The sequence below is a fragment of the Phycisphaeraceae bacterium genome, from assembly GCA_019636655.1.
GTDB lineage: Bacteria > Planctomycetota > Phycisphaerae > Phycisphaerales > UBA1924 > JAHBXB01.
Genome location: JAHBXB010000004.1, coordinates 176389 through 197807 on the forward strand (window position 1 = coordinate 176389; position 21419 = coordinate 197807).

Annotated in this window: 19 protein-coding genes; 6 read left to right on the forward strand and 13 right to left on the reverse strand. The window is 69.1% G+C overall.

The annotated features are described in order from the left end of the window. Nucleotides 1–212 precede the first annotated feature (212 nt). Together KF745_12390 and KF745_12395 are read left to right on the forward strand one after the other, a co-directional pair. On the forward strand, nt 213–1589 hold the full coding sequence (locus KF745_12390) for a hypothetical protein (protein MBX3359213.1): 1377 nt from the start codon (nt 213–215) through the stop codon (nt 1587–1589). A gap of 262 nt (nt 1590–1851) precedes the next feature. Continuing rightward, entirely contained in the window at nt 1852–2187 is a 336-nt protein-coding gene (locus tag KF745_12395) for a hypothetical protein (protein ID MBX3359214.1), read from the forward strand. A 7-nt stretch (nt 2188–2194) separates the two neighbouring features. Here KF745_12395 and argS read toward each other — a convergent pair whose 3' ends face one another. From argS to KF745_12430, 7 genes are all read right to left on the reverse strand, one after another. Further along, nucleotides 2195–4072, reverse strand: coding sequence for an arginine--tRNA ligase (gene argS / locus KF745_12400; GenBank protein MBX3359215.1), 1878 nt, complete (start codon nt 4070–4072; stop codon nt 2195–2197). Between the two features lie 37 nt (nt 4073–4109). Beyond that, complete coding sequence (locus KF745_12405) at nt 4110–5039, reverse strand: hypothetical protein (protein ID MBX3359216.1); 930 nt, start codon at nt 5037–5039, stop codon at nt 4110–4112. A gap of 52 nt (nt 5040–5091) precedes the next feature. Beyond that, entirely contained in the window at nt 5092–6492 is a 1401-nt protein-coding gene (locus KF745_12410; GenBank protein ID MBX3359217.1) for a hypothetical protein, read from the reverse strand. Further along, nucleotides 6489–7259 carry a glycosyltransferase family 2 protein gene (locus KF745_12415; protein MBX3359218.1) on the reverse strand — a complete coding sequence of 257 codons (771 nt, stop codon included), beginning with the start codon at nt 7257–7259 and terminating at the stop codon, nt 6489–6491. The genes KF745_12410 and KF745_12415 overlap by 4 nt, the downstream gene beginning before the upstream one ends. Nucleotides 7260–7348: 89 nt before the next feature. Beyond that, nucleotides 7349–7921, reverse strand: a complete 573-nt coding sequence (locus KF745_12420; protein MBX3359219.1) for a hypothetical protein — start codon at nt 7919–7921, stop codon at nt 7349–7351. 41 nt (nt 7922–7962) lie between these two features. Beyond that, entirely contained in the window at nt 7963–9216 is a 1254-nt protein-coding gene (locus KF745_12425; protein ID MBX3359220.1) for a hypothetical protein, read from the reverse strand. Between the two features lie 81 nt (nt 9217–9297). Continuing rightward, entirely contained in the window at nt 9298–10668 is a 1371-nt protein-coding gene (locus tag KF745_12430) for a DUF418 domain-containing protein (protein ID MBX3359221.1), read from the reverse strand. A 93-nt stretch (nt 10669–10761) separates the two neighbouring features. On the opposite strand from KF745_12430, the gene gltX reads away from it, so the two are divergent. From gltX to dtd, 4 genes are all read left to right on the forward strand, one after another. Beyond that, a complete protein-coding gene (gltX, locus tag KF745_12435) occupies nt 10762–12474 on the forward strand; it encodes a glutamate--tRNA ligase (protein ID MBX3359222.1) in 1713 nt (570 codons plus the stop codon). 73 nt (nt 12475–12547) lie between these two features. Further along, on the forward strand, nt 12548–13858 hold the full coding sequence (locus KF745_12440) for an aminotransferase class I/II-fold pyridoxal phosphate-dependent enzyme (protein ID MBX3359223.1): 1311 nt from the start codon (nt 12548–12550) through the stop codon (nt 13856–13858). A gap of 21 nt (nt 13859–13879) precedes the next feature. Beyond that, nucleotides 13880–14689, forward strand: a complete 810-nt coding sequence (locus KF745_12445; GenBank protein MBX3359224.1) for a hypothetical protein — start codon at nt 13880–13882, stop codon at nt 14687–14689. Nucleotides 14690–14694: 5 nt separating this feature from the next. Further along, nucleotides 14695–15177 carry a D-tyrosyl-tRNA(Tyr) deacylase gene (dtd, locus tag KF745_12450; GenBank protein ID MBX3359225.1) on the forward strand — a complete coding sequence of 161 codons (483 nt, stop codon included), beginning with the start codon at nt 14695–14697 and terminating at the stop codon, nt 15175–15177. Here dtd and KF745_12455 read toward each other — a convergent pair. The 6 genes from KF745_12455 to KF745_12480 all read right to left on the reverse strand — a co-directional run bounded on the left by KF745_12455 (nt 15174) and on the right by KF745_12480 (nt 21388). Next, a complete protein-coding gene (locus tag KF745_12455) occupies nt 15174–16166 on the reverse strand; it encodes a hypothetical protein (protein ID MBX3359226.1) in 993 nt (330 codons plus the stop codon). The two genes, dtd and KF745_12455, sit on opposite strands and share 4 nt — an antisense overlap. 13 nt (nt 16167–16179) lie before the next feature. Next, nucleotides 16180–16896: a type 1 glutamine amidotransferase gene (locus tag KF745_12460; protein ID MBX3359227.1), complete on the reverse strand. Its 717-nt coding sequence runs from the start codon at nt 16894–16896 to the stop codon at nt 16180–16182. A 34-nt stretch (nt 16897–16930) separates the two neighbouring features. After that, on the reverse strand, nt 16931–17620 hold the full coding sequence (locus tag KF745_12465; protein ID MBX3359228.1) for a class I SAM-dependent methyltransferase: 690 nt from the start codon (nt 17618–17620) through the stop codon (nt 16931–16933). Between the two features lie 90 nt (nt 17621–17710). After that, nucleotides 17711–18652: a sugar kinase gene (locus KF745_12470; GenBank protein ID MBX3359229.1), complete on the reverse strand. Its 942-nt coding sequence runs from the start codon at nt 18650–18652 to the stop codon at nt 17711–17713. Between the two features lie 83 nt (nt 18653–18735). Beyond that, nucleotides 18736–20592: a glutamine--tRNA ligase/YqeY domain fusion protein gene (locus tag KF745_12475; protein MBX3359230.1), complete on the reverse strand. Its 1857-nt coding sequence runs from the start codon at nt 20590–20592 to the stop codon at nt 18736–18738. A gap of 43 nt (nt 20593–20635) precedes the next feature. Then, on the reverse strand, nt 20636–21388 hold the full coding sequence (locus tag KF745_12480) for a DNRLRE domain-containing protein (protein MBX3359231.1): 753 nt from the start codon (nt 21386–21388) through the stop codon (nt 20636–20638). Between the last annotated feature and the right edge of the window lie 31 nt (nt 21389–21419).

Genomic DNA, 21419 nt, shown 5'->3' on the forward strand with positions numbered 1-21419 from the left:
GAAGACCACAAGCCAGCAAGTGAGTGAATGCCAAGGAGCCCGGGTTGTGGTCGGAGCACCCGACACCCGGCAGAAAAGGAACGTGCCGCCTGCGACCGGTCTGCCTTGGGGGCAGACCGTAATCAGGATGGCACATCAGAACACTGGGACGCCTGGAGACGGGGGGTCCCACCCAAGATGGTCCAAGCGTCTCGATTTGAAGGAGTCTCAGAATGAGTCTGACCAAGAGTCTTGTGTTGCTCGCGGGTGCGGCCATCGGCCTCGCCTCGACCGCCGCGATCGCTGATCAGCCCGCGACGGCCCCTGCCCAGCAGGATGAGATCCGGGCCATCGTCGCTGAGATGCTCGCCGACGCCGAGACCCGCTCCAGCCTGCTCGCCGCCGGCGCCACCTCCGGCAACGACGGCAACTTCTTCATCGCCAGCCCGGACGGCAACTACCGTCTGAACGTCGGCGGTGACATCCAGGCCCGCTACTACCTGAACTTCCGCGACAAGGACCAGACGGTCAACGGCGGCAACAACTTCGACGACTTCGACTCCGGCTTCCAGATGGGCAACGTCCGCGTCCGCTTCTTCGGCAACATCATCAACCCGGACTGGACCTACAAGATCCAGCTCAACGCCGGCAACGGCCGCTACTCGCCCGACATCGACTCGGAGACCAACCAGGTCGTCCCGAGCAGCTCGTCGAGCGACAACGGGTTCGCCCTCCTCGAGGACGCGTGGATCGCGTACAACTTCGGCAACGGCTGGTCGGGCAAGGCCGGTCAGTTCAAGCTTCCCCTGCTGCACGAGGAGCTCGTTGACTCCACCCAGCAGCTGTTCGTCACCCGCTCGATCCTGAACGAGGCGTTCAGCCAGGGCTACTCGCAGGGTGTCCAGATCGCGTACACCGACATCGACTGGAACGCCAAGGCCGCCTTCTCCGACGGCCTCCGGACCGCCAACACGGACTACACCGAGTTCACGAACGACTGGGCCATCACCAGCCGCTTTGAGTACAAGTTCGCCGGCCAGTGGCAGGACTTCGATGACTTCAACGCGAAGCCCGGCCAGCCCTTCGCCGCCATGCTCGGCCTCGCCGGCAACTTCCAGCAGTCCAAGAACACCGCCGCCCCGACCGACGTCGACATCCAGTCCATCACCTACACCGCGGACTTCTCGATCTACGGTGACGGCTGGACCGGCTACGCCGCGTTCGTCGGCAACTACGCGGCGTTCCTCAACACCGCCCCCGACACCAACATCTACACCAACAACTACGGCGTCCTCGTCCAGGGCGGCTACCGCTGGAGCAACTCGGAAGTCTTCGCCGGCTGGACCGGCCTGATGCCCGACAACGACCTCCTCGCCGAGTCGAAGGACATCTACAACTTCCTCCAGATCGGTTTCTCGCAGTTCTACGCGGGCAACGCCGCCAAGGCCACGGTCGACATGGTCTGGGCCCTCGACCAGACGTCCGACCTGAGCGCCGGCTCCGCCACCAACCCCTTCGCCACGCTCTTCCCGGACACCAACATCGGCCTGCTCGGCAGCTCGAAGGCGAACGAGGTCACCGTTCGCTTCCAGTTCCAGCTGGTGTTCTAATCCGCTTGGCGGCCGATCCTCGGCCGACCAAATACCTGAGACTCCCGACGGCCGGCCAGCAATGGCCGGCCGTTTTTTATGCGCCAGTGCCAACCCGCCCAGCGGGTGAACACACAGGTCCGTCTGTACCGTCTGGCGCGGCTGTACTGCTCCAGCACCCCCGTCGCGGTGCCTCGCGGCTATCACCGGTGGCCGCGGGACCGCCCACATTCGACATGACACACTGCGACCTGCCGTGCGCAGCGCCAGCCGGAGCCGTGTCATGCCTGACGTCCGATCATCTCGCCGCACCCGCATCTGGATCGCGGGGCTTGCTGCGCTGATCGGCGTTGGCACCGCAGGCGGGGCCTCGCCCCAGTCGCGGCCCGAGACGGGCCGTCACGCGGAGCGGCTGAACGCCTCCGTGGCCCTCTCGCTGGACGATGCCGAGCGGCAGTCGCTCAGTCTCGCGGATTATTTCGGTCCGTCGGGCATGTGGGCGCTGCTCAACGGCCCGGCGCCTTCGGCGGTCGGCGAGCGTCAGTTGTGCCTCGCAGCGCCCGTTGACAGCGTCGGCTGGACCTTCAGCCTCGACCGCTTCGCGTCGGTCGAGCCGTAGCGTCCTACTACATGCGGTCCAGGGCCGTGATTCCCAGCAGACTTAGGCCCTCGGCCAGCACCCGCTCGGTGATCCGGCAAAGCCGCAGCCGCGACAAGCGCAGCGCGTCGGTTTCGGCGCTCAGCACGTGGCAGTTCGTGAAGAAGACGCTGTACGCGCCGGCGAGGTCGTAGAGGTACTGGCAGAGCCGGTGCGGCTCCAACGCATCGGCGACGGACCGCACCGCGCCGGGGTACCGCAGCAGCGCCAGTGCGAGGTCCTTCTCCTCCCTGGCCTCGATCAGCAGCGGCGCGGACTCGGCGCGACGAAGGCCCGCCTCGCCGATCTGGGCGTGCTCGGCCGCCTTGCGGAGGATCGACCTGATCCGGACCAGCGCGTACAGCAGGTAGGGCCCGGTGTTGCCCTCGAAGGCGATCATCCGGTCAAAGTCGAAGACGTAGTCCCGCACACGATCGGACGAGAGGTCGGCGTACTTGATCGCGCCCACACCGATCGCATCCGCGATGGCCTCGAGCTCGCTCCCTTTCAGTTCGGCGTTCTTGTCGACCGCGGCCCGGCGGGCGCGCCCGACCGCCTCGTCGATGAGATCGGCGAGCTTGACGTTCTCGCCCGAGCGGGTCTTGAACGGCCGGCCGTCCTCGCCCAGCACAGCGCCGAACGCGGCGTGCTCCAGGCGAGAGGGCGACGGCTGCCCGGGGCGCGTGGCGTACCCCGCCTTGATCGCGGCGGCGAAAACCTGCCGGAAGTGCAGGCTCTGGCGGGCATCGACGCAGTAGATGACCCGGTCGGCGCCGAGGCGCTGCACCCGCCGACGGATCGCGGCCATGTCGGTGGTGGCGTAGAGGTACCCGCCGCCCCCGCGCTCGGACTTGCGGATCAGCGTCGGCTCCTCGATCCCTTCGACCCGCACCACCAGCGCGCCGTCGGACTCCTCGGAGACGCCCCGCTTCTGCAGGTCCTCGACCAGCCCGGCGAGTTCCTCGGAGTAGGACGACTCCCCGGCGGAGGCCTCGGCGGTAACGTCGGCGTGCAGCCGGCGGCAGACGTCGAGGCACTCGCCCATCGTGGTGTCGGCGATCCGCTGCCACACGCCGAAGGTCTCGGGATCGTGGTTCTGGAGCCTGACGAGAGTCGCCTTGGCGCGGGCGAGCTCCTCGGCCGCCCCCGCCACCTGCTCCTCCAGTTCCGCGACGGCCTTGGGGTGCGACCACCACCGGCGCGCCGCGGCCAGGCCGCGCTCATCGGCGGCGCACTCGCGCTGCGCGGCCCGGTAGTGCCGCTCGAGCTGGTCGAGGGTCAGGCGGGCCAGGTCGAGCCGTCCGGCCTTCGATTCCTGCATGAGCCTCGCCGTGACCATCGCGATGGGGAGCCCCCAGTCGCCCACGTGATTCTGGCGGATGACGCGGTGGCCGACCCGGTCCAGCGTCCGGGCGATCGCATCGCCGATGATGATCGACCGGAGGTGGCCGACGTGCATCTGCTTGGCAAGGTTCACGCCGCAGAGGTCGACGACGACGGTCTGCTTCCCGCCGGCCTCGACCCGCGGCAGGCCCAGGTCATCCGAATCCAGGCGCGTGACCAGCGACGCGAGCGCCTCGGTGCTCAGCCGGATGTTGATGAACCCGGGCCCGGCGATCGAGGCGTCCGTCAGAGGCTCGGCGATCCCCGCCAGGTCGACCTTCGCCGCGATCGACTTGGCGATCTCACGCGGCGGCTTGCCGAGCGACTTGCCCAGCGGCATCGCGGTATTGGACTGGAAGTCGCCGTGCTGCGGGTTGCGGCTGGGCGTGATGAGCGGATCGGCATCGGCGCCCGAATCCGGGAAAGCCGCGGCGATCGCCGCCCGGAACCGCTCTGCCAGGATCTGGACCGGGTCGATGGACATGGGGCGGATGGTAGGTGGGCGGGGACCCTTTGACGGACTAGTTCGGGCTGGCGTTTCGTTCCACGCCGGGCAGCCACGCCCGGAGGATCGTCCGCATGTCGTCGGCGATGCGGATCATGCCCGTGCTCGGGAGCAGCCCCTCCGGATCATCGATCAGGGCGACGCGCCGCGACGTTACCGCGGGGAGATCCAGTGTCGCGAGCACGCCGAGGGCCGCCGGGAACTCGGACACCGGCAGCGGTCCTGTCCGGCTCGGCTCGCTGGGCCTGCGGGGGATGATGAGCAGGATCGCGGCGGGACGCAGGCGCAGGACGTCCTCGGCGTCGAGGGAGACGTACGGAGAGCCCTCGGTCAGCGCCGGCGTCGCGCCGAGGCTCGCGAGGATCTGGTGGTGCCAGGAACCGGGCCCGAGCGCGTACGTCTTCGGGGCCGCCGCGCTCAGCAGGAGCACGCCCCCGATTGGGGCGAGGCTCGGGTCGTTCACCGACCAGGCGCGGGCCATCTCGCCTGTGAGACGATCGAACTCGGAAGGGTCCGCCGCGGGCGCCAGCGCGTGGAGCCCGCTTACGAGGGCCGGGATGTCGGAGAGCGCGAGCAGCGGGAACTCGACGATGGTCCACCCGTTCGCCGCGGCGAGATCGCCGAGCCGCGCCGGCGGGGGCGTGGCGGATCGTTCGATCAGGATGTGGGTCGGGTGCACACGGATCAGGGCCTCGTAGTCGAGGCCCGCGTTGTCCCCGCACACCGGGAGCGACTGATCGGACCACGCGTCCCAGCCGTGACGGCCGACGAGGAGTCCGCCAAGCCCGGCGTCGCGAGCGGTCGCCGCGATTCCGGGAGAGAGCGCCACCAGCCGGGGTGAAGCGGGCTTCGGGGGGCCGGGAGGAGCGGAGGGGGTGGGCGCCCTCTCACAGGCGGTGACCATCACGAGGGCCACGGCCACCATGATGACGACCACGCGGGGCATCGCCGCAATCCTAGCGATTCGGCCTGTGTCTCCGCTGATTTCGGCGAGAGCCTCACCGGCGGAACCGATCGGAAATGCTCGCAGCCAGATCGCGCAGCACCTCGCTTGGGTAGAGAGGAAATGGCCACGTGCGGTCGTTGATGACGTCCGTGGCGGCGAGCCTGGCCCTCAGGTCGGCGGCGGTCTGATCGAGGCGCCCGAGGTCGTCGGCGTGCTGGAAGCGTGCCGCGTGGAGCAGGTCGTGCATGGCCCTGAAGGCCTCGCGCGGGTGTTCGCCTCGGGAGCGCGCGGCTGTGATCTTTGCGAGCAGGTCACGCTTGCGGGATTCCAGCCCGGGCTCGCCGAGCAGTGATGGGTGGTGCCTCGCGTGGTGGGCGAGCCACACCGCGTGCGCCGCCTCGGCGGGCGAGGCGGGCTCGATGCCCATGTCCAACCGCCGCGTCGCTGTGACCAATGCGGACGGCGCTAGGTCCGCGGCCGGTTCGCCGAGCCAGGAGCGGAGCCAGGACTCGGCGATGCGGTCGTACCCGGTCTCCCCGCCGCCGCCGGTGCCGTGGATGAACAGGTCGCAGCCGGCCAGGCGCAGCAGGCCGGTCATGAGCAGGGCTCGCGGTGCGAGGTGTTCGTCCGGCGTCGACCCGAGCATCGAGGCGAAGACGCGCTCGCGCGGCCGCCCCTTGCCGGGGGTGATCCGCCACAGGGGGAGTTCGGGCCCGTGCGTCGCCGCGAGACCGCCGGAGGTCGAGAGCATCGCGATGCCGGCCTCGCTGTGGCGTGCCACCGCACGGTTGTACTCGTCGGCGCACCGGCGAGGATCGCTCCGCATCCGGGAGACCAGGTCGCGCATCAGGCTGGTGCGGGCGAGTTGCGAGGCGTAGACGAGCGTGACCGGGCCGCCAAGGGGCGCCAGAAGATCCGCAGTGGCGGAGCCGACTTGGCGCGCCGCCGAGGCCTCGGAGACTCGGGCGGAGAGCGCCCCGCGAATCATCTCCAGGCCGGCCGCGACCGACGGCGTCGCGAACGCGGCCTCGGGGAGCGGCGGCGGGCGGTGCGCAGCGCGCTCGCCGGTTGGAGTATCCGGCAGGCCGCGGGGCGCTTCGGGGTCGGCTGCGTTCCACACGCCTGGCGCCGGCCGTCCGGGGGCCTCGATCCGCGGGTAGCGGATCGCGAGCAAGTCGTTGACGTCCTGGTCGACGACGATCCATGCGGCGCCCGCGGTGGTAATCTCGGCCGCCGAGACTGTCGCGAGCCACTTCGCGAGGATCCCCGGGTGCCAGAACTCCGCCTGGTGGCCGCTCATGATCACCGGTCGATCGGCGGGGAGGTTCAGTTGGGCGCGGAACGCACGCTTCTGCTCGGTCATCCCGCTCCGGTGCGAGGCGACGAGCGCCGGCCACTCGCCGGCGGGCGGTTCGATGCGGAGCGCATCACCAATCGGCGCGCTGCCGCTCACGAATCGCGACACCCGGCGGGGGCCGCGATTCCTTCGAGGGCCCGCGCGGGGAGCCGATCGCTGCTCCTTGCCAGCTCGCAGTGGAGCACGCGCCGGTAATGGCCCAGGCGGTTGTCGGCGTCATCCAGAGGCCCGCCGAACGTGCGGGTCGGGTCGTTGTAGATGAGCCGCACGGGGATCTCGTGGATCCGCAGCGGCGGTCCGCCCTGCGGAGGGGCCGCGGCCTGGACCCAGAACTGCATCGGGGAGGCGTAGCCGTCCTCCGTGAGGCGCAGCCGGCGCAGCGCGGGCGTCGTGTACGCCTTGAACCCGCAGAACGAGTCGGTCAGCGCGAGCCCGAGGCGGTCGTTGATCTCCTGGGTCATCAACTGGTTGATGCGCCGCCGGTCGGGGGGCGGGTTGTGGCCCGTGGGATCGGGGAGCAGGTAGCGGGAGCCCGAGACGACGTCGTACTTCCCCGATGCGATGGCGCCGACGAACTGCGGGATCATGCTCGGCTCGTGCTGCTCGTCGCAGTCCATGGTGATCAGGGCGTCGTACCCGCGGCAGGAGGCGAGGGAGAAGGCCTCGCGGATGGATCGCCCGTAGCCGCGGTTTTGGCCGTGCCGGACCACGTCAACCGGGAACTTGGCGAGGAGCGACGGCGTGCGATCGGTCGAGCCGTCGTCGATGACCATCACGTTGTCGGCGTACTCGAGCACGTGAGAGATCACGCGCGGGATGTACTTCTCCTCGTTGTACACCGGTATGGCGACGAGCACTCGCATCAGCGGCTCCGGGGATTCTCGATCGGGCGGGCTCTCCTGATTGTTCGCCCGGTCCTGGTGTCGCGACGCGGCCGGGGCTTACCGGCGGGTTACCGGGGGCGTGCCGGCCGCTTCCTGGTCTTTCGGCTCTCGCCGGGCCGCGCCGGGGCCTTGGGGACGGCACCCGGCGGTTCGCCCGGCAGGTTCGCCGGGGGCGAAACGCCGTTCGGGGGCGCGAACGCGGCGAAGCCGAAGGGGCCCGAGGGCCCGCCGATGGTCTCGTCGGACAACGCGGCCTGCTCCAGTTGCTGGACCAGTTCCGGGGTGAGGGAGTGCAGGCCGCGGATCTCGCTGACGGGGAACGTGAAGACCTCGCCGCCGGGGGTCTTGAGGCGGAACACGGTGCACTCGACCGCGACGGACGCCTCGCGCACGGCCGGCGTGCCCGGGATGCCGCAGGCAAAGAGCGGGAAGATCTCCGCGATCGGGATGCGCTCGCCCTGGCGCGTCAGCACGGCGGTCCGGCCGTCGAACAGTTCCGGGCGGGTGCCCTGCATCATCGACAGGGCGGTGAGCATCTCGCGGACCACGTTGTGCCAGAACAGCTCGCGCATCGCCAGCACGTTGGGCACCGAGGGGTGGTGGAGGCGAGCGGCTTGGGGCGGCGTCGGTGATCGTGGCATATGGGTGATTGTTGACGCGGCGAGCGGTTGGCGCGGCGCGGTCACTTTCCCGCGTATTGCCGCGCTTTGGACTCGAGGCGTGCGAGTTCATCGCGCCGGCGATCAAACGAGATTCGCCACGTGGTCTTCAGCGATCCCGAGGTGACGCCGACGATCGTGCGGCCGGGCACCGGGTTGCGCAGCAACTCGGGGTAGTCGACCATGAGGCGCTCGGTGCGATCAATCACGGGCTGGACATTGGCCAGCAGCGCGAGGGCATCCTTCCCGGCGCGGGCCTTTCGGAAGGCGTAGTCCGCCCGGGAGACACTCGGGATATCGCGCAGCACCTGGTCAGCCTGGGCCAGCACGGCATCGACCTTGGCGGCATCCCCCTCGACGCGCTTCCTTGCCGCGCTGAGGCCGCTGCGGACCTCGTGCGTGACGGTGGTGTACCGGCCGAGCCCGGACTTGACGCCAATCTCCCCGACGGATCGAGCCTCGGAGGCAAGCCCGAGGGCGCGGACGACTTCGTACGGGATCTCGACACCCGCCTGGGACGCCCCGCTTGATTCCTTGGACGCCGTCGGAACGACGGTGACGATGCGAACGGCCTGTGTCTCGTTTGCGGGCGGGCGTATGCTGGTGATCCGCCACGGTGCGCCGGGGGGTTCGGCCGGAAGGGCCCATGCCGGGCCGGCGGAGGCGGGGGAGAGCAGCACGGAGGCGACTTCGGTATCGATGCCGCGGTCCTTGAGGCGGGCCCACGCGGAGCCCTGCAGTTCGCGGTTGATGCGTTCAAAGTCCATGTCGTCGGGCTCATCGGGCCTCAGGTCGTCGCCGTCGCGCCGCGAGATCGATGTTCCCGGGAGGATCCAGCAGGCCCCGCCCCGCCCGGCCGCAATGAGAGCGAGAGCGGCCTGTCCAGTTCCGACGCGGCTCTCGCGTGAGTCGGCGAGGAACGCATGGGTCGGGATCGCGGAGGAGCGGATTGACTGAGCGATGCTCCACACGACGTCTGGACTGGAGCGGTCACCGTCGAGTTCCAGGATCAGCATGGTCGCGCCATCGGACTCGGCTTTGTTGACAAGTTCCGAAACGTCCCGCACGAGGCGAGCACAATCCAAGTCGCCGAGCACCCTCAGGTGCCAGACCCGGGCCCGGCGCGGCGACATCCGGCCGGGGGTGGCCGGGGTCGTGGCAGTGGGGGTCTCGGGGTCATCGACGCCGGGAGGGGGCTGGGCGTTCGCGGTGGCGACCACGGCAAGGACCAGTGCGGCGAGCCATGCCCATCGACTGAGTTGGTGCGAAGCTCCCACGACGGCACCTCCCTTGCGCGAGGGGCGGATGATACCAGTCGCGAATGGGATCTGCAAGGGTAGTGTTTGGGTGTTTTGACCCTAGTTTGAAACCCTGGGAACCGGCGAGCGGAGCATGGGCTGGAGGGTGAGGTAGGTCAGCGATCGCCACAGCCACTCGAATGGCCCGAACCGGAAGCGGGCGAGCCACCAGGGGCTCCACAGGAGTTGGAGTATCCAGATGCCCACAACGATCAGCATGAGCGGCGCCCGCTCCACGGATCCGAAATAGCCCAGCCCCCAGCCGTAGAAGATCAGGCAGCAGATCAATGACTGCGTGAGGTAGTTGGTGAAGGCCATCCGGCCGACCGCCGCGAGCCGGCCCATCACCCCGGGGAGTACCCCTGCGCGGCAGATCAGCATGACGACGCCGACGTGGCCGAGGGCCACACCGATGCCCCCGATGCCGCTCAACGGCCACACCGCCGCCATGGTCCACATCGGATCGCCGGGCGACCTGAGCGTGATGATGATCGACAGGATCGTCAGCGGCAGGCCGGCGAGGTACCCCGCCGCGGCGAGGGTCACGTAGAAGCGGTTCGAGCGCGACGCGGAGAGAACACCAAGGCGCATGAGGCCCATGCCGATCAGCATCAGGCCGCAGCAGCGCCAGAAGGTGAAGATCGCCATGATGAACGTCTGCATGAAGAGGCTCGACATAGCGTTGTGCCGCAGGACGTCGAGGTAGGAGCCCCGCAGCGCGGCGACCTCGGCGTGCACCGCGGCGGTATCGGGGTTGGCCCCGTTCTCCCAGCCCGACAGAGACTGGATCATCTGCTGCTGCTGAGATGTGATGGCACGGCCCGCGGCCTCCGCCGCGCGCGCGTCGTCGGCGATGTGCTGGACGTGCCCCAACCCGAGGCCCATCAACACGTTGATCGGGACTGCCACGAGCACGACGAGCACCCCGATGGTGATGAGGATCCAGGGACGGACGCCGCGGAATGTGTACAGCAGCAGCCCGCAGAGCGCGTAGGCGACGAGGATGTCGCCGTACCAGAGCAGGTAGGCGTGCAGCATCCCGATGAGCAGGAGCCACATCAGGCGGCGGTAGTAGAGGCCGGCGAACCGGGCGGCCCGGCGCGGCGTGCCGGGCTCCCGGGCGGCGATCCGATCGTTCATCAGCACCAGCCCGGCGCCGAAGAGCATCGAGAAGATCGCCATCATCTTCTGGTCGAACACGATGTGGCAGACGAGCCAAACGGCGTAGTTGGCTCCGGTGAACGGTCCGGCGTAGGGGACGAGCGACTCGGCCAGCGGATTGAGGTAGGCCGCCCCGGGGAGGGCGTACGCCACGATGTTCATGGCGAGGATGCCCAGCACCGCCACGCCGCGGAGCGTGTCGACGGCGCCCAGGCGGGCGCTCTCGCGGACAGGAGCCGGGGGCGGGCGGATCGACGGGTCGTCGTGCAAGGCGGTGGTCTCCGGGATTCCGCCGCGCCGCCGCGGTGAGCGGCCGAGTGTACCGGGGAATCGCGGGAAGCCCTTGGCCTAGTCTTGCCTGCCATGACCAATCCGCCCGTTATCACCCGGTTTGCTCCTTCCCCGACCGGCCACCTGCACATCGGGGGGGCACGCACGGCGCTCTTCTGCTGGGCGTTCGCGCGCCGGCACGGGGGGCACTTCGTGCTCCGGATCGAGGATACGGATGCGGCGAGGTCGTCCGACGAGTCTGCCCGCGGCATCATGGAGGATCTGGTCTGGCTGGGCATCGAGTGGGATGAGGGGCCGGAGTTCACCACGCCGGACGGCCGGAAGATCGGCGGCGATCCGCGCGGGGTCGGGCCGTTCTTCCAGGCGCGGCGCGTGGACCTGTACAACAGTCACCTCGAGCGACTTGTCCGAGCGGGGCTGGCGTACCCTGCGTTCGAGGGCTCGGAGGAGTTGGAGGCCCGTCGCAAGGCGGTCTTCGCGGCGAAGGGGACCTACCGGTACGAGCGGCCCGCGGATGTGACACCCGGGGTCTTCAACGAGGCGAGGTGGGCGCGGGCGCTCGCGGGCGAGACGCACGTGGTGCGGCTGGTCTCGCCGATGACGGCGGTGGTCGTCGACGACCAGGTGCTGGGGGAAAAGACGTTCCCGGCGGATCATGTGGACGACTTTGTCATCCGCAAGGCGGACGGGCTGCCGACGTACCACTTCGCCGTGGTCGTCGATGACGAGACGATGGGGATCACGCACGTCCTGCGGGCGCAGGAGCACTTCAACAACACGCCGCGGCACATCGTGCTGCAGCGGGCGCTGGGGTTCCGCACGCCGGTGTACGGCCACATGCCGCTGATCTTCAACATGGACGGCACGAAGATGGGCAAGCGCGACAAGGCCAAGGCCGCCCGCGCGGCGGCCAAGACGCTGCTGCAGAAGAGCCCGGACCTGAACGCCGAGCTGCTCGCCGCGGGGATCGGGCAGGAGCCGGCGGTGGTCGAGCAGTTCCTGGCCGCAGAGAACGACTCGATGGAGGTGGCGGCGGCGATCGCGGCGAAACTGGGCATCGCGCTGCCGGAGGTGGAGGTCAGCGACTTCCGCGCCAACGGCTACCTGCCGGGCGCCATCGATAACTTCGTCTCGCTGCTGGGATGGAATCCGGGGATGAAGGCCGCGGACGGCAAGGATCTGGAGAAGTTCGATACGGCGTTCCTCGCCGGGCACTTCGACATGGCCCGCATCGGCAGGACCAACGCGAAGTTCGACCGGGCGAAGCTGCTGTCGTTCGATGGGGACGCGATCGCGGCGATGAGCGACGAGGAGTTCGCTCGGGCGTGGCGGGCGTGGTGCTCCGAGTACGAGCCGGCGCTGCCGGCGGGGCTCGATGGGCCGCGGTGGACGCTCCTGGCGCGGGCCGTCAAACCCAGGGCCAAGACGATGCGGGATGGGGTCAAGGCGGCGGGATTCGCGATGCTGACCGATGCCGGCGTGACGTACGACCCCGCGGCGGTCGAGAAGAACCTGCGGGCCAAGGACGGAGAGGGGCTGGGGCTGCTCCGGGAGTTCCACGGCGCGCTCCAGCAGGCTCGAGACTGGGAGCCGCAGGCGCTCAACGCCATGGTGGAGGCGTTCGCGAAGGAGCGGGGGGTCGGCATGGGTGCGATCGCCCAGCCCATCCGCGTCGCGCTCGCGGGCACTGGGGTGTCGCCGCCGCTCGGCGAGACCATGGGCGTGCTGGGCCGGGAATCCACGCTGGCGCGGATCTCGCGGTGCCTGGCGGTACACGCTGCGTAGACGCCGTTGATCGGGCCATCGGGGTGGTGGTGCGGTCCACGAGTACAATCGCGCCGACTTCCCGGAGAACGCCATGTCTATCGCCCGATCAACCCCTTCCGCCGGTTCCAACGCCAACCCCGCCAGCACGGCCGCGGGATCCGGCGCCGCGACGGGCTTTGCCGCCCGCACCTCGGCCCTGCTGCAATCGCTGCGAGAAGGGGGGCAGTACAAGCACCTGCAGATGATCGAGGGGCCGATGGACGCGACGGTCCGCATCCGCGGCCGGGGCGAGTGCCTGTGCTTCTGCTCGAACAACTACCTGGGGCTGGCGAACCACCCGGAGGTTGTGGAGGCGGGGCTCCGGGGCCTGAAGGACTTCGGGGCGGGGACCGCGAGCGTGCGGTTCATCTGCGGCACGTTCTCGCCGCACGAGCACCTGGAAACGATGATCGCGCGCTACATGGGGACGGAGTCCTCGTACACCTTCGTGTCGTGCTGGAACGCGAACGAGGCGGTGTTCCCCACGCTGTGCGATCCGGGCGACATCATCATCTCGGACGAACTCAACCACGCGAGCATCATCGACGCCATCCGGCTGGCGACCGTCATCAAGAAGGGCCTGCTCAAAAGCGTGTACCGGAACAACACGCTGACGGGGCCCAACTCGCTCGAGCAGCGGCTCGCCGAGGCCCGGGCGAACAAGGATGTCACGGGGCAGATCTGGGTTGTCACCGACGGCGTGTTCTCGATGGAGGGCTCCATCGCCGACCTGCCGACGATGCGGCGGTTGTGCGATGAGTACGGCGCGATGCTCGTGGTGGACGACTCGCACGGGCACGGCGTGATGGGGGCCACCGGTCGCGGGACGCACGAGCACTGGGGGATGATCGACGGCGGCACGGGGGGAGTGGGGGGGCCAATGCCGGGCCGGGTCGACGTCTTCACCGGCACGCTGGGCAAGGCCCTGGGCGGGGGCGCGGGCGGGTTCATCGCCGGTTCGAGGCTCGTGACCGAACTGACGATCCAGCGCGGCCGCCCGACGCTGTTCTCCAATGCGCTGCCCGTCACGGTCGCGTGCTCGGCGGCGAAGGCGATCGAGGTCCTGCTGCGCGAGCCGCAGCGGGTGCAGAAACTCAGGGACAACGTCGCGTACGCGAGGCAGTCGATCAAGGCCGCAGGCTTCGACGTCCTGGAGAGCCCGACGGCGATTTGCCCCATCATCGTGCACGACACCGCGAAGGCGATCGCGATGAGCAAGCGGCTGCTGGAACTCGGCGTGTTCGTGATCGGGTTCGGCTATCCCGTGGTGCCCGAGGGGCACGCGAGGCTGCGCGTCCAGATCTCCGCGGCCCATGAGCGGTCGCACATCGACTCGCTGGTGGCGGCGCTGAAGAAACTGTAACCAATCTTCTCGGAGGGCGGCATGATGCGATCAGATGCACGCGTCGTAGTGGGGCGATTGACCCTCGTGGTGGTGCTGGCAATCCAGGCCGGAATCGCCGGGTGCTCGTACGGCCGGCCGCCTCGGAACACCGAGACCATCGTTCCCACACCCGCCGCGGGGCAACTCGGGGGGCACCCGGTGTTTGGGATGCCCATTCCTATAACTGGTACCACAGCGGTGCTGGTGCCGCTCTCGGTGATGAGCCAGAAGGGGATATTCCAGGATGACGACCCGTACACGCGCGGCGGCATGGAGTCGGGTTCGGGTGCGATGTACAGGATGAGCAGCGAGACAGCCGCATCCGTCTCGCGAGACTGGAACTCATCAACCGAGGTGCGGTGGCACAACGCGATCGCGTGCCGCGTGGACGGCGGCCAGAACGCAGTTCTGGATGGGCGGGGCGTCATCGGCCGGTGGCAGATCTTCGGGGTGTACAACACCGAGGAAAAGGTGTGGAAGCCCGGCGGCCTGGTGTTCGTCGCCGTGATCGCGGACACCAACAACGACAAGGCGCTGGACAACCTGGATGCGCGAGTGGCGATCGTCACCGATGCCGAGGGTCGGAATCCGCGTGTGATCTCGCCGCGGGACGCGCAGGTCCGCAGCGTGGTGTTCAACAGCGCCCGCGGCTCCCTGCTCATGGATGTCGTCAAGGACACCAACCGCGACGGCCGGTTCGGCTACGACGATGACCCGGTGCCCTACGAGTGGAAACTCGGGAGTGATGGGCCGGCGACGCCTTTGCTGTCGGACGAGGTGGTGCAGAAGGCGACGTCGCAACTGAGGTAGCCCCGATGCGCTGCGTGGTGCAACGGGTCCTTGGGGCGTCTGTCGAGGTGGGCGGCGAGGTCCGCGCGGAGATCGCGCGTGGCCTGGTTGTCCTCGCCGGGCTCGAAGAGACGGACGTGGACTGTGATCTGGAGTGGGCCGCCGAGAAGATCGCCGAACTACGGATCTTCGAGGACCCGCAGGGGAAGATGAACCTGTCGGTGAAGGACATCGGCGCGGCGGAGGGCGGGTTGGGTGCGGGGATCCTGATGGTCCCCAACTTCACCGTTGCGGGTGATGCCCGCAAAGGCCGTCGGCCCTCCTTCGACAAGGCCATGCGCCCCGAGCGTGCGGAGGGGGAGTTCTCAGTACTCGTCGAACTCGTCCGCTCCCGCATCTCTGCTGCGGGAGTCGATGTTCAACAGGGTGTATTCCGGGCGGACATGAAGGTGTCGCTCATCAACGACGGGCCCGTGACGATTGTGCTCGAGTCGCCGCGGCTAGGTTAGAACTGCGCTGCCGTAAACGTCTTCCCCGTCGTCTCCCGCTCCCACGTCCACGCCGGTCCGCGCTTCGCCTCGTAGAACTCCCACAACTCGAACCAGTACGACCGGAACGCGTGCACCCCGAACGGCGCGTAGTGCGCGTGCATCCGCTTCATCAGCGCCCGGTCCGTGCCGCTCCACCCCAAAATCGTCTTGGCGTGCCGCAGCGACTCCGTGTCCAGCGGCAGCCTCGCGTACCGCCCCATCAACTGCATGACGTTCGCCGCGGCGTATGGGCCGATTCCCGGCAACTCCAGCAGCGCCTCGAAGACCGCGTCGTCGGCGGTCGCGGGGTCCTCGAGCATCGCGAGGTCCAGCCCGCCCGCTCGGCGCGACCGGCTCTTCTCCGCCGCGGCGAAGAGCCGCGCCAACTCGACGATCCGCTGGTCGCGATAGCCCACGGAGCAGCGGGCCCGAAGCGTCCCCGGCTTGGTGCGGGCGAGACGCTCGAACGTCGGGAACGCGCGCCCGTGGTCGGCGTGGCCCCGCCCGACGACCTCACACAGCCGCCGGTTCATGTTCACCGTGCTCGGCCAGGTCACGTTGCAGCTCGTGACGGTCTTGATCACATCCTCGAACAGCGTCGGCGACCGCATCAGCCGCCCCCGCCCGGATTTTTTCCACCGCGGGTCGAGCCGGTGGAACGCGCGGACCACGCCGTCGTCCTCATCAAGGCGCAGCATCCGTGTGATCAGTCCCCCTGCCGCGGCCCGCTGGCGGGCGGTCAGGGTTCGCGAGAACTCGGCGGTCAGCGGCGCCCCGGCCCCGGGCCGGCGCGATCCGGTTCCCTGGGTGATCCGCGCCGTGACCGGCCCGCCGACATCCAGCACGCGTGTAAACGCCTGCTCGGTCGGGGACCAGTTGTTGGGCCACAGCAGGAAGTAGCCGTACGAGCACGCATCTCGCTTCAGCACGTAGTCCGCTGGGGGCTTGATGGTGAGCCGGGACGGCATGGGGATCGGCGGCCTAGGCCGTCATCCGGCGCGACAGGGGGAAGACGTACGCCGCGATGTTGATGCACAGCCGCTCGGCGATCCGCGCGAACACGTCGTAGCGGGCGTCGAGCTGCGACGAGAGGTCCGCCGGCGGCCCGCCCGGCGCACCCTTCATAAAGACCTCGATCATCGGCCGGTCACACTCGAAGTGGTGCTGGAAGCCGTACGTCCGCAGCCCCGCTTTGAAGACCTGCACCTTGCACGCGGCGGAGGAGGCAAGGACGGTCGCCCCCGGCGGCGCGGTCGCAACCTCCTGATTGTGCGCCTGGAACATCATCGCGTCCCACGGCACCCCGGCGAGCATCGTTTCGGTCTGCCCCGGCTGCTGCACCGTGACGTTGGTGAATCCCCACTCTGGCGTGGCCGCCGGGGCCACCGTCCCGCCCAGCGCGTGGGCGATGAGCTGGTGTCCCAGGCAGATCCCCAGCACCGGCAACTGCCGTGCGTGGGCGCTCCGGATGAAGTCCGCCTCGGCCTGCATCCAGGGCAGGTCGGCGATGTCGGTGACGTTCTGCTCGCCGCCGAGGACCACGACCCCCTCGACGTTGTCCAGATCCGCCGGGACACCCGGGGCGCCCGCGATGTGCGGCGTCCGGACATCGAGCCTGAATCCGTGGTCCCGGAGCGTGAGCCCGAGGCGTCCCGGGCCGACCGCTCTCCCGCCGTGCTGAAAGACGATGATCGCCATAGGGCCGATGGTAGCGAGCCGGACCGCCGACGGGTCAGCGCACCCACATCACGATCGTTCCGTCCTGGCCCATCAGGTAGTCCTGCCGGTAGCGCAGCAGCGGCGTCCGCTCGGCGGCCCATTCCAGCATGCTCAGAGCATCGAACCGTCTGATGTAGCCGTCCCCGCCGGCCCGCCCGCGGGTGGGCCGGGAGGGCACCCGGAGGAAGTTGAACGCCAGCGCAAGCGAGCAGCTGTGCCACGCCCGCTCCAGCACCGCCTGCGCCGCATCCTGGTCCAGCGTGTTCAGCGAGCCCGAGAAGACGATCACCTCCGGGCCCGGCTCGCTGTCGAACGCCCGCGGATCGGCCACGAAGTCTCCGCGGCGGTAGGCCGTCCCGGGGATGCCCCGAGACTCCGCCTCTTCCACCATCTCGCCGATCGCGTCGAGCCCCGTGTAGCAGCACGGCGTGCCCCGCGCGTGCAGGAACGCCGCGAAGTCGCCCCGCCCGCACCCGGCATCCAGGACTCGCTTGCCGTCCAGGTCGATCATCTCCGACATCGCCCGGAACCGCGCGGCCTGTGTCTCGCGGCTGGTCCACAGCAGGGCGCCGAAGCTCGGGCCCTCGCGATCAACCATCTCGCGGTAGGGGGTCAGGTAGCCGCCCGGGCTGATCGTCGCCGTCTCCGCCGCCGGCGCCTCGGGAAACACCGACCGCCTCGCCCGGGCCATCCATGACGACATTGGCAACTCCCCGCGGCTCCGCCGCGCGTTCCCTTCGCCCGGCGGAAGCGCCGGGCCAGACTCATTATCGGCGCCCCGGAGCGGCGGCGATCAGCGGATCCGGACCATCCCGGTGAACTCGTTGTACCGCCGGTCTAGTTCCTCCCGGGTCAGGCTCGACAGCCGGTCCAGGGAGAAGGACTCGATGTTGAACGAGGCAACCACCGTGCCGTGGGCCAGGGCGCTCCGGACGACGTCGAACGGCACGCCACGCTTCCCTGGCTCCCCGTGCCCGGGCTTGCCGGCCTCAGCCGCGATGAACCCCATCATCCCGCCCGCGAACGAATCCCCCGCCCCAGTGGGATCAGTCACCGTCTCGGCCGGGTAGGCCGGGAGAGCCCCGATCCCATCCTTGTGGACGATCAGGCACCCGTGCTCGCCCTTCTTGACAACCACGAAGGAGGGGCCCATCTCCAGGATGTGCCGCGCCCCGGTGACGGGGTTGGCTTTTCCGGTCAGCAGTTCGCACTCATCGTAGTTGAGCACCAGCCCGTCGACCTGCTTGAGGAGCTTCTCCAGGTCGGCGCGGGCGGTGTTGATCCACAGGTCCATCGTGTCCGCCACCGCCAGCCGCCGCTTCGGGAAGTGCGAGAGCAGTCCGAGCTGCACCGCCGGGTGGGTGTTGGCGAGGAAGACGAACTGGCTGTCCTTGAAGTTCTCGGGCACCCGCGGCGGGTCCTCGACCAGCACGCCCAGCTCCGTAAAGAGCGTCTCCCGCGAGTTCATGTTCTGCAGGTACTTGCCGCCCCACGCGAACGTCTTGGAGCCGGGCCGCACCTCAAGGCCCGTGGCATCGATGTTCTTGAACTTCCCCAGGGTCGCCTTGTGCGCCGCGGGCCAGTCGCCCCCGACCGCCGCGACCATCCGCACCGGCCCGTAGAACGAGGCCGCCGCGGCGAAGTAGGTGCACGAGCCGCCGAGAACCTTCTCGACGTGGGTGGTGGGGGTGTAGACGGTATCGATGCCGATGGTGCCGGTGACGATGAGTGACATGGGACGGGAGTTTACGCCGCACCAGCGGACGGGGCGGGCCGCTCGACCCCGCCTCGGTTCTCACCTGTCCGCCGCCGGCACCGTCATCCCCCCTTGCCCGCTACCTTCGCCCAGGTGTCCTTCAGCGTCACCGTCCGGTTGAACACCAGCGACGACGCGGCCGAGTCCCGATCGATGCAGAAGTACCCCAGCCGCTCGAACTGGAACCGCCGGATCCCGTCGGCCCATTCCGGCTCGTCGCGGCCGCGCGAGCCCAGGGACGGCTCGAGCAGGGCCCCCTTCACCACCGTCAGCGACTGCGGGTTCAGGTCGTCCATCGCGTTCCCCGTGCGGTCGCCGGGGTGCTCGGCCGTGAAGAGCCGGTCGAACAGGCGTACCTCGGCCTTGATCGCGTGCTCGGCGCTCACCCAGTGGATCGTCCCCTGCACGCGCCGGATCGGCTTGCCGTCCGGGCCGTGCGGCGCATCCCCGCCGCGGGTCGCCGGGTCGTGCGTGCACCGCACGAGCGTGATGTTCCCCGCCGCGTCCTTCTCGACCCCCGTGCACGTTACGAAGTAGGCGTACCGCAGCCGCACCTCCGCGCCCGGGGCCAGCCGGAAGAACTTCTTCGGCGGGTTCTCCATGAAGTCGTCCCGCTCGATGAAGATCTCCCGCCCGAAGGGTACTTTCCGCGCCCCGGCGCCGGGGTCCTCCGGGTTGTTCACGGCGTCGAGCATGTCGATCTTCCCCTCCGGCCAGTTCTCGATGATCACCCGCAGCGGATTCAGCACCGCCATCCGGCGCGGCGCGCGGCGGTTCAGATCGTCCCGCACCGCGTTCTCCAGCCGGGCCACGTCGATGTGGCTCTCCACCTTGGTGACCCCCACGTCCTCCATCAGCGACCGGAACGCCTCGGGTGTGTACCCGCGCCGGCGCGAGCCGCTGATGGTCGGCATCCGCGGATCGTCCCAGGCGCTCACCACGCCGTCCTGCACCATCTTCAGCAGGTTGCGTTTGCTCAGCACGGTGTAGGTTGGCCGGAATTTCGCGAACTCGATCTGCTGCGAGTGGTGGATCGTCTTCCCCCACGGCCCGGAACCATCGGCGGTGCGCCCCTCGTTCACCGCGTCGATGAACCAGTCATACAGCGGCCGGTGGTCCTCGAACTCCAGCGTGCAGATCGAGTGCGTGATCCCCTCGATCGAGTCCTCGAAGCCGTGCGCCCAGTCGTACATCGGGTAGATGCACCACGCCCGGCCCGTGTTGTGGTGCTCCTCGTGCAGGATCCGGTACATCACCGGATCGCGAAGGTTGAAGTTCGGCGACGCCAGGTCGATCCGCGCCCGCACCGATTTGGACCCGTCCGGGTGTTTCCCCTCTTTCATCTCGCGGATCAGCCGCAGGCTCTCCTCCGCCGGCCGGTCACGGAACGGGCTGGTCGCCGGCACCCCGGGCTTGCCCCGGCGCGCACTGACCTCCTCCCCCGAGAGGTCGCAGACGTACGCCTTGCCCTTCTTGATGAGCTCCTCGGCGAACGCGAACATGCGATCGAAGTAGTCCGACGCGAAGTACAGCCCGCCCCCGTGCGGCGTTCCGTTCTCAAAGTCCGCCCCCAGCCACTTGACGTCCGCCTTGATCGCGTCCACGTACTCCTGCTCTTCCTTCGTCGGGTTCGTGTCGTCGAAGCGCAGGTTGAACTTCCCGCCGTGCTTCGCGGCGAGCCCGTAGTTCAGGCAGATCGACTTCGCATGCCCGATGTGCAGGTAGCCGTTGGGCTCCGGTGGGAACCGCGTGTGCACGCGACCGCCCCACTTGCCCGAAGCGATGTCCGCCTCGACGATCTGCTCGATGAAGTTGAGCGGCTGCTCCTCGGCCGGATTCGAAGCCGCGCCGGAGGGAGCGGGGCGATGGGGAGGGGAGGGCGGGGTTGGGGGAGTGGGGGGGGTGGGGGGCTGCGTCATGGGGCCAATGGTAGTGGCTCGGGAATCCCAGCCGCCGCGTGCCTTACCGCCGTCGTCTCAACGCGATCGTCGCCGCGCCGGCGATCACCCACGCTGCCCCCGGGGCCGGCACCGGCGTGTACTCGACGATGATCCGAGGCCGCGAGGAGACATCCGCATTCTCTCGCGAGTTGAACCGCTTCGCGGTCGATGGAGTCCCCTGCTCGTCGCCCACCAGCACCCAGCCGAAGTTCCCGGAAGGTGCATCCAGCCAGCCCTGCACGTCGGCGACGGTCAGGGCCGTCGAGGCCCATTCGTAATCCCCGATTCCCCCGATGATCGCCATCGCGCTCAGGGTGTCGACGAAGTCCCCGCCGCGGTTCGTCCACGTCTGAGTCGCGTAGAACCGGTAGTCCCAGGTCGCGTCCCCCTCCTGCGCCGCCGCGCCGTTCCCCTCTTCGTCGAGCGCATCGGAACCCCCCTCGCCCCAGTCCGCCAGCACCCGGTGCAGCGTCACGGCCGACGCATCCGAGATGCCGCGCGACATCGTCATCCGCAGCGTGACCCCGGTGATCGTCGAGCCCGCCGGCACCGCCGCGGCCACGTCAAACCTCACCAGCGCCCGCCGAAGCGAGTTCTTCGACTGCAGCGTCCGCCCCGAAAAGAGGTACTCCCCCTGGCCGTTGCTCAGCGTCCCGAAGAAATCCTCGTACAGCGTGTTGTCGCGCGAGGCCGTGATCGAGACCACGTCCGCAAGCGCCCCGGCCGCGCTCGCGCCCACCGCCGCCGCCAGAATCAGCACCCGCGCTGCACGCATGGTTCGCCCTCCGGCCGCGGATCCCGCGGCG

Excerpts from the sequence above, each read along its gene's own strand:
- KF745_12420 (MBX3359219.1), bottom strand. The coding sequence starts at position 7,921 with ATGCCACGATCACCGACGCCGCCCCAAGCCGCTCGCCTCCACCACCCC.
- KF745_12440 (MBX3359223.1), top strand. The coding sequence starts at position 12,548 with ATGTCTATCGCCCGATCAACCCCTTCCGCCGGTTCCAACGCCAACCCC.
- KF745_12415 (MBX3359218.1), bottom strand. The coding sequence starts at position 7,259 with ATGCGAGTGCTCGTCGCCATACCGGTGTACAACGAGGAGAAGTACATC.
- KF745_12445 (MBX3359224.1), top strand. The coding sequence starts at position 13,880 with ATGATGCGATCAGATGCACGCGTCGTAGTGGGGCGATTGACCCTCGTG.
- KF745_12480 (MBX3359231.1), bottom strand. The coding sequence starts at position 21,388 with ATGCGTGCAGCGCGGGTGCTGATTCTGGCGGCGGCGGTGGGCGCGAGC.
- argS (MBX3359215.1), bottom strand. The coding sequence starts at position 4,072 with ATGTCCATCGACCCGGTCCAGATCCTGGCAGAGCGGTTCCGGGCGGCG.
- KF745_12475 (MBX3359230.1), bottom strand. The coding sequence starts at position 20,592 with ATGACGCAGCCCCCCACCCCCCCCACTCCCCCAACCCCGCCCTCCCCT.
- gltX (MBX3359222.1), top strand. The coding sequence starts at position 10,762 with ATGACCAATCCGCCCGTTATCACCCGGTTTGCTCCTTCCCCGACCGGC.
- dtd (MBX3359225.1), top strand. The coding sequence starts at position 14,695 with ATGCGCTGCGTGGTGCAACGGGTCCTTGGGGCGTCTGTCGAGGTGGGC.
- KF745_12390 (MBX3359213.1), top strand. The coding sequence starts at position 213 with ATGAGTCTGACCAAGAGTCTTGTGTTGCTCGCGGGTGCGGCCATCGGC.
- KF745_12460 (MBX3359227.1), bottom strand. The coding sequence starts at position 16,896 with ATGGCGATCATCGTCTTTCAGCACGGCGGGAGAGCGGTCGGCCCGGGA.
- KF745_12465 (MBX3359228.1), bottom strand. The coding sequence starts at position 17,620 with ATGTCGTCATGGATGGCCCGGGCGAGGCGGTCGGTGTTTCCCGAGGCG.
- KF745_12395 (MBX3359214.1), top strand. The coding sequence starts at position 1,852 with ATGCCTGACGTCCGATCATCTCGCCGCACCCGCATCTGGATCGCGGGG.
- KF745_12470 (MBX3359229.1), bottom strand. The coding sequence starts at position 18,652 with ATGTCACTCATCGTCACCGGCACCATCGGCATCGATACCGTCTACACC.
- KF745_12405 (MBX3359216.1), bottom strand. The coding sequence starts at position 5,039 with ATGCCCCGCGTGGTCGTCATCATGGTGGCCGTGGCCCTCGTGATGGTC.
- KF745_12455 (MBX3359226.1), bottom strand. The coding sequence starts at position 16,166 with ATGCCGTCCCGGCTCACCATCAAGCCCCCAGCGGACTACGTGCTGAAG.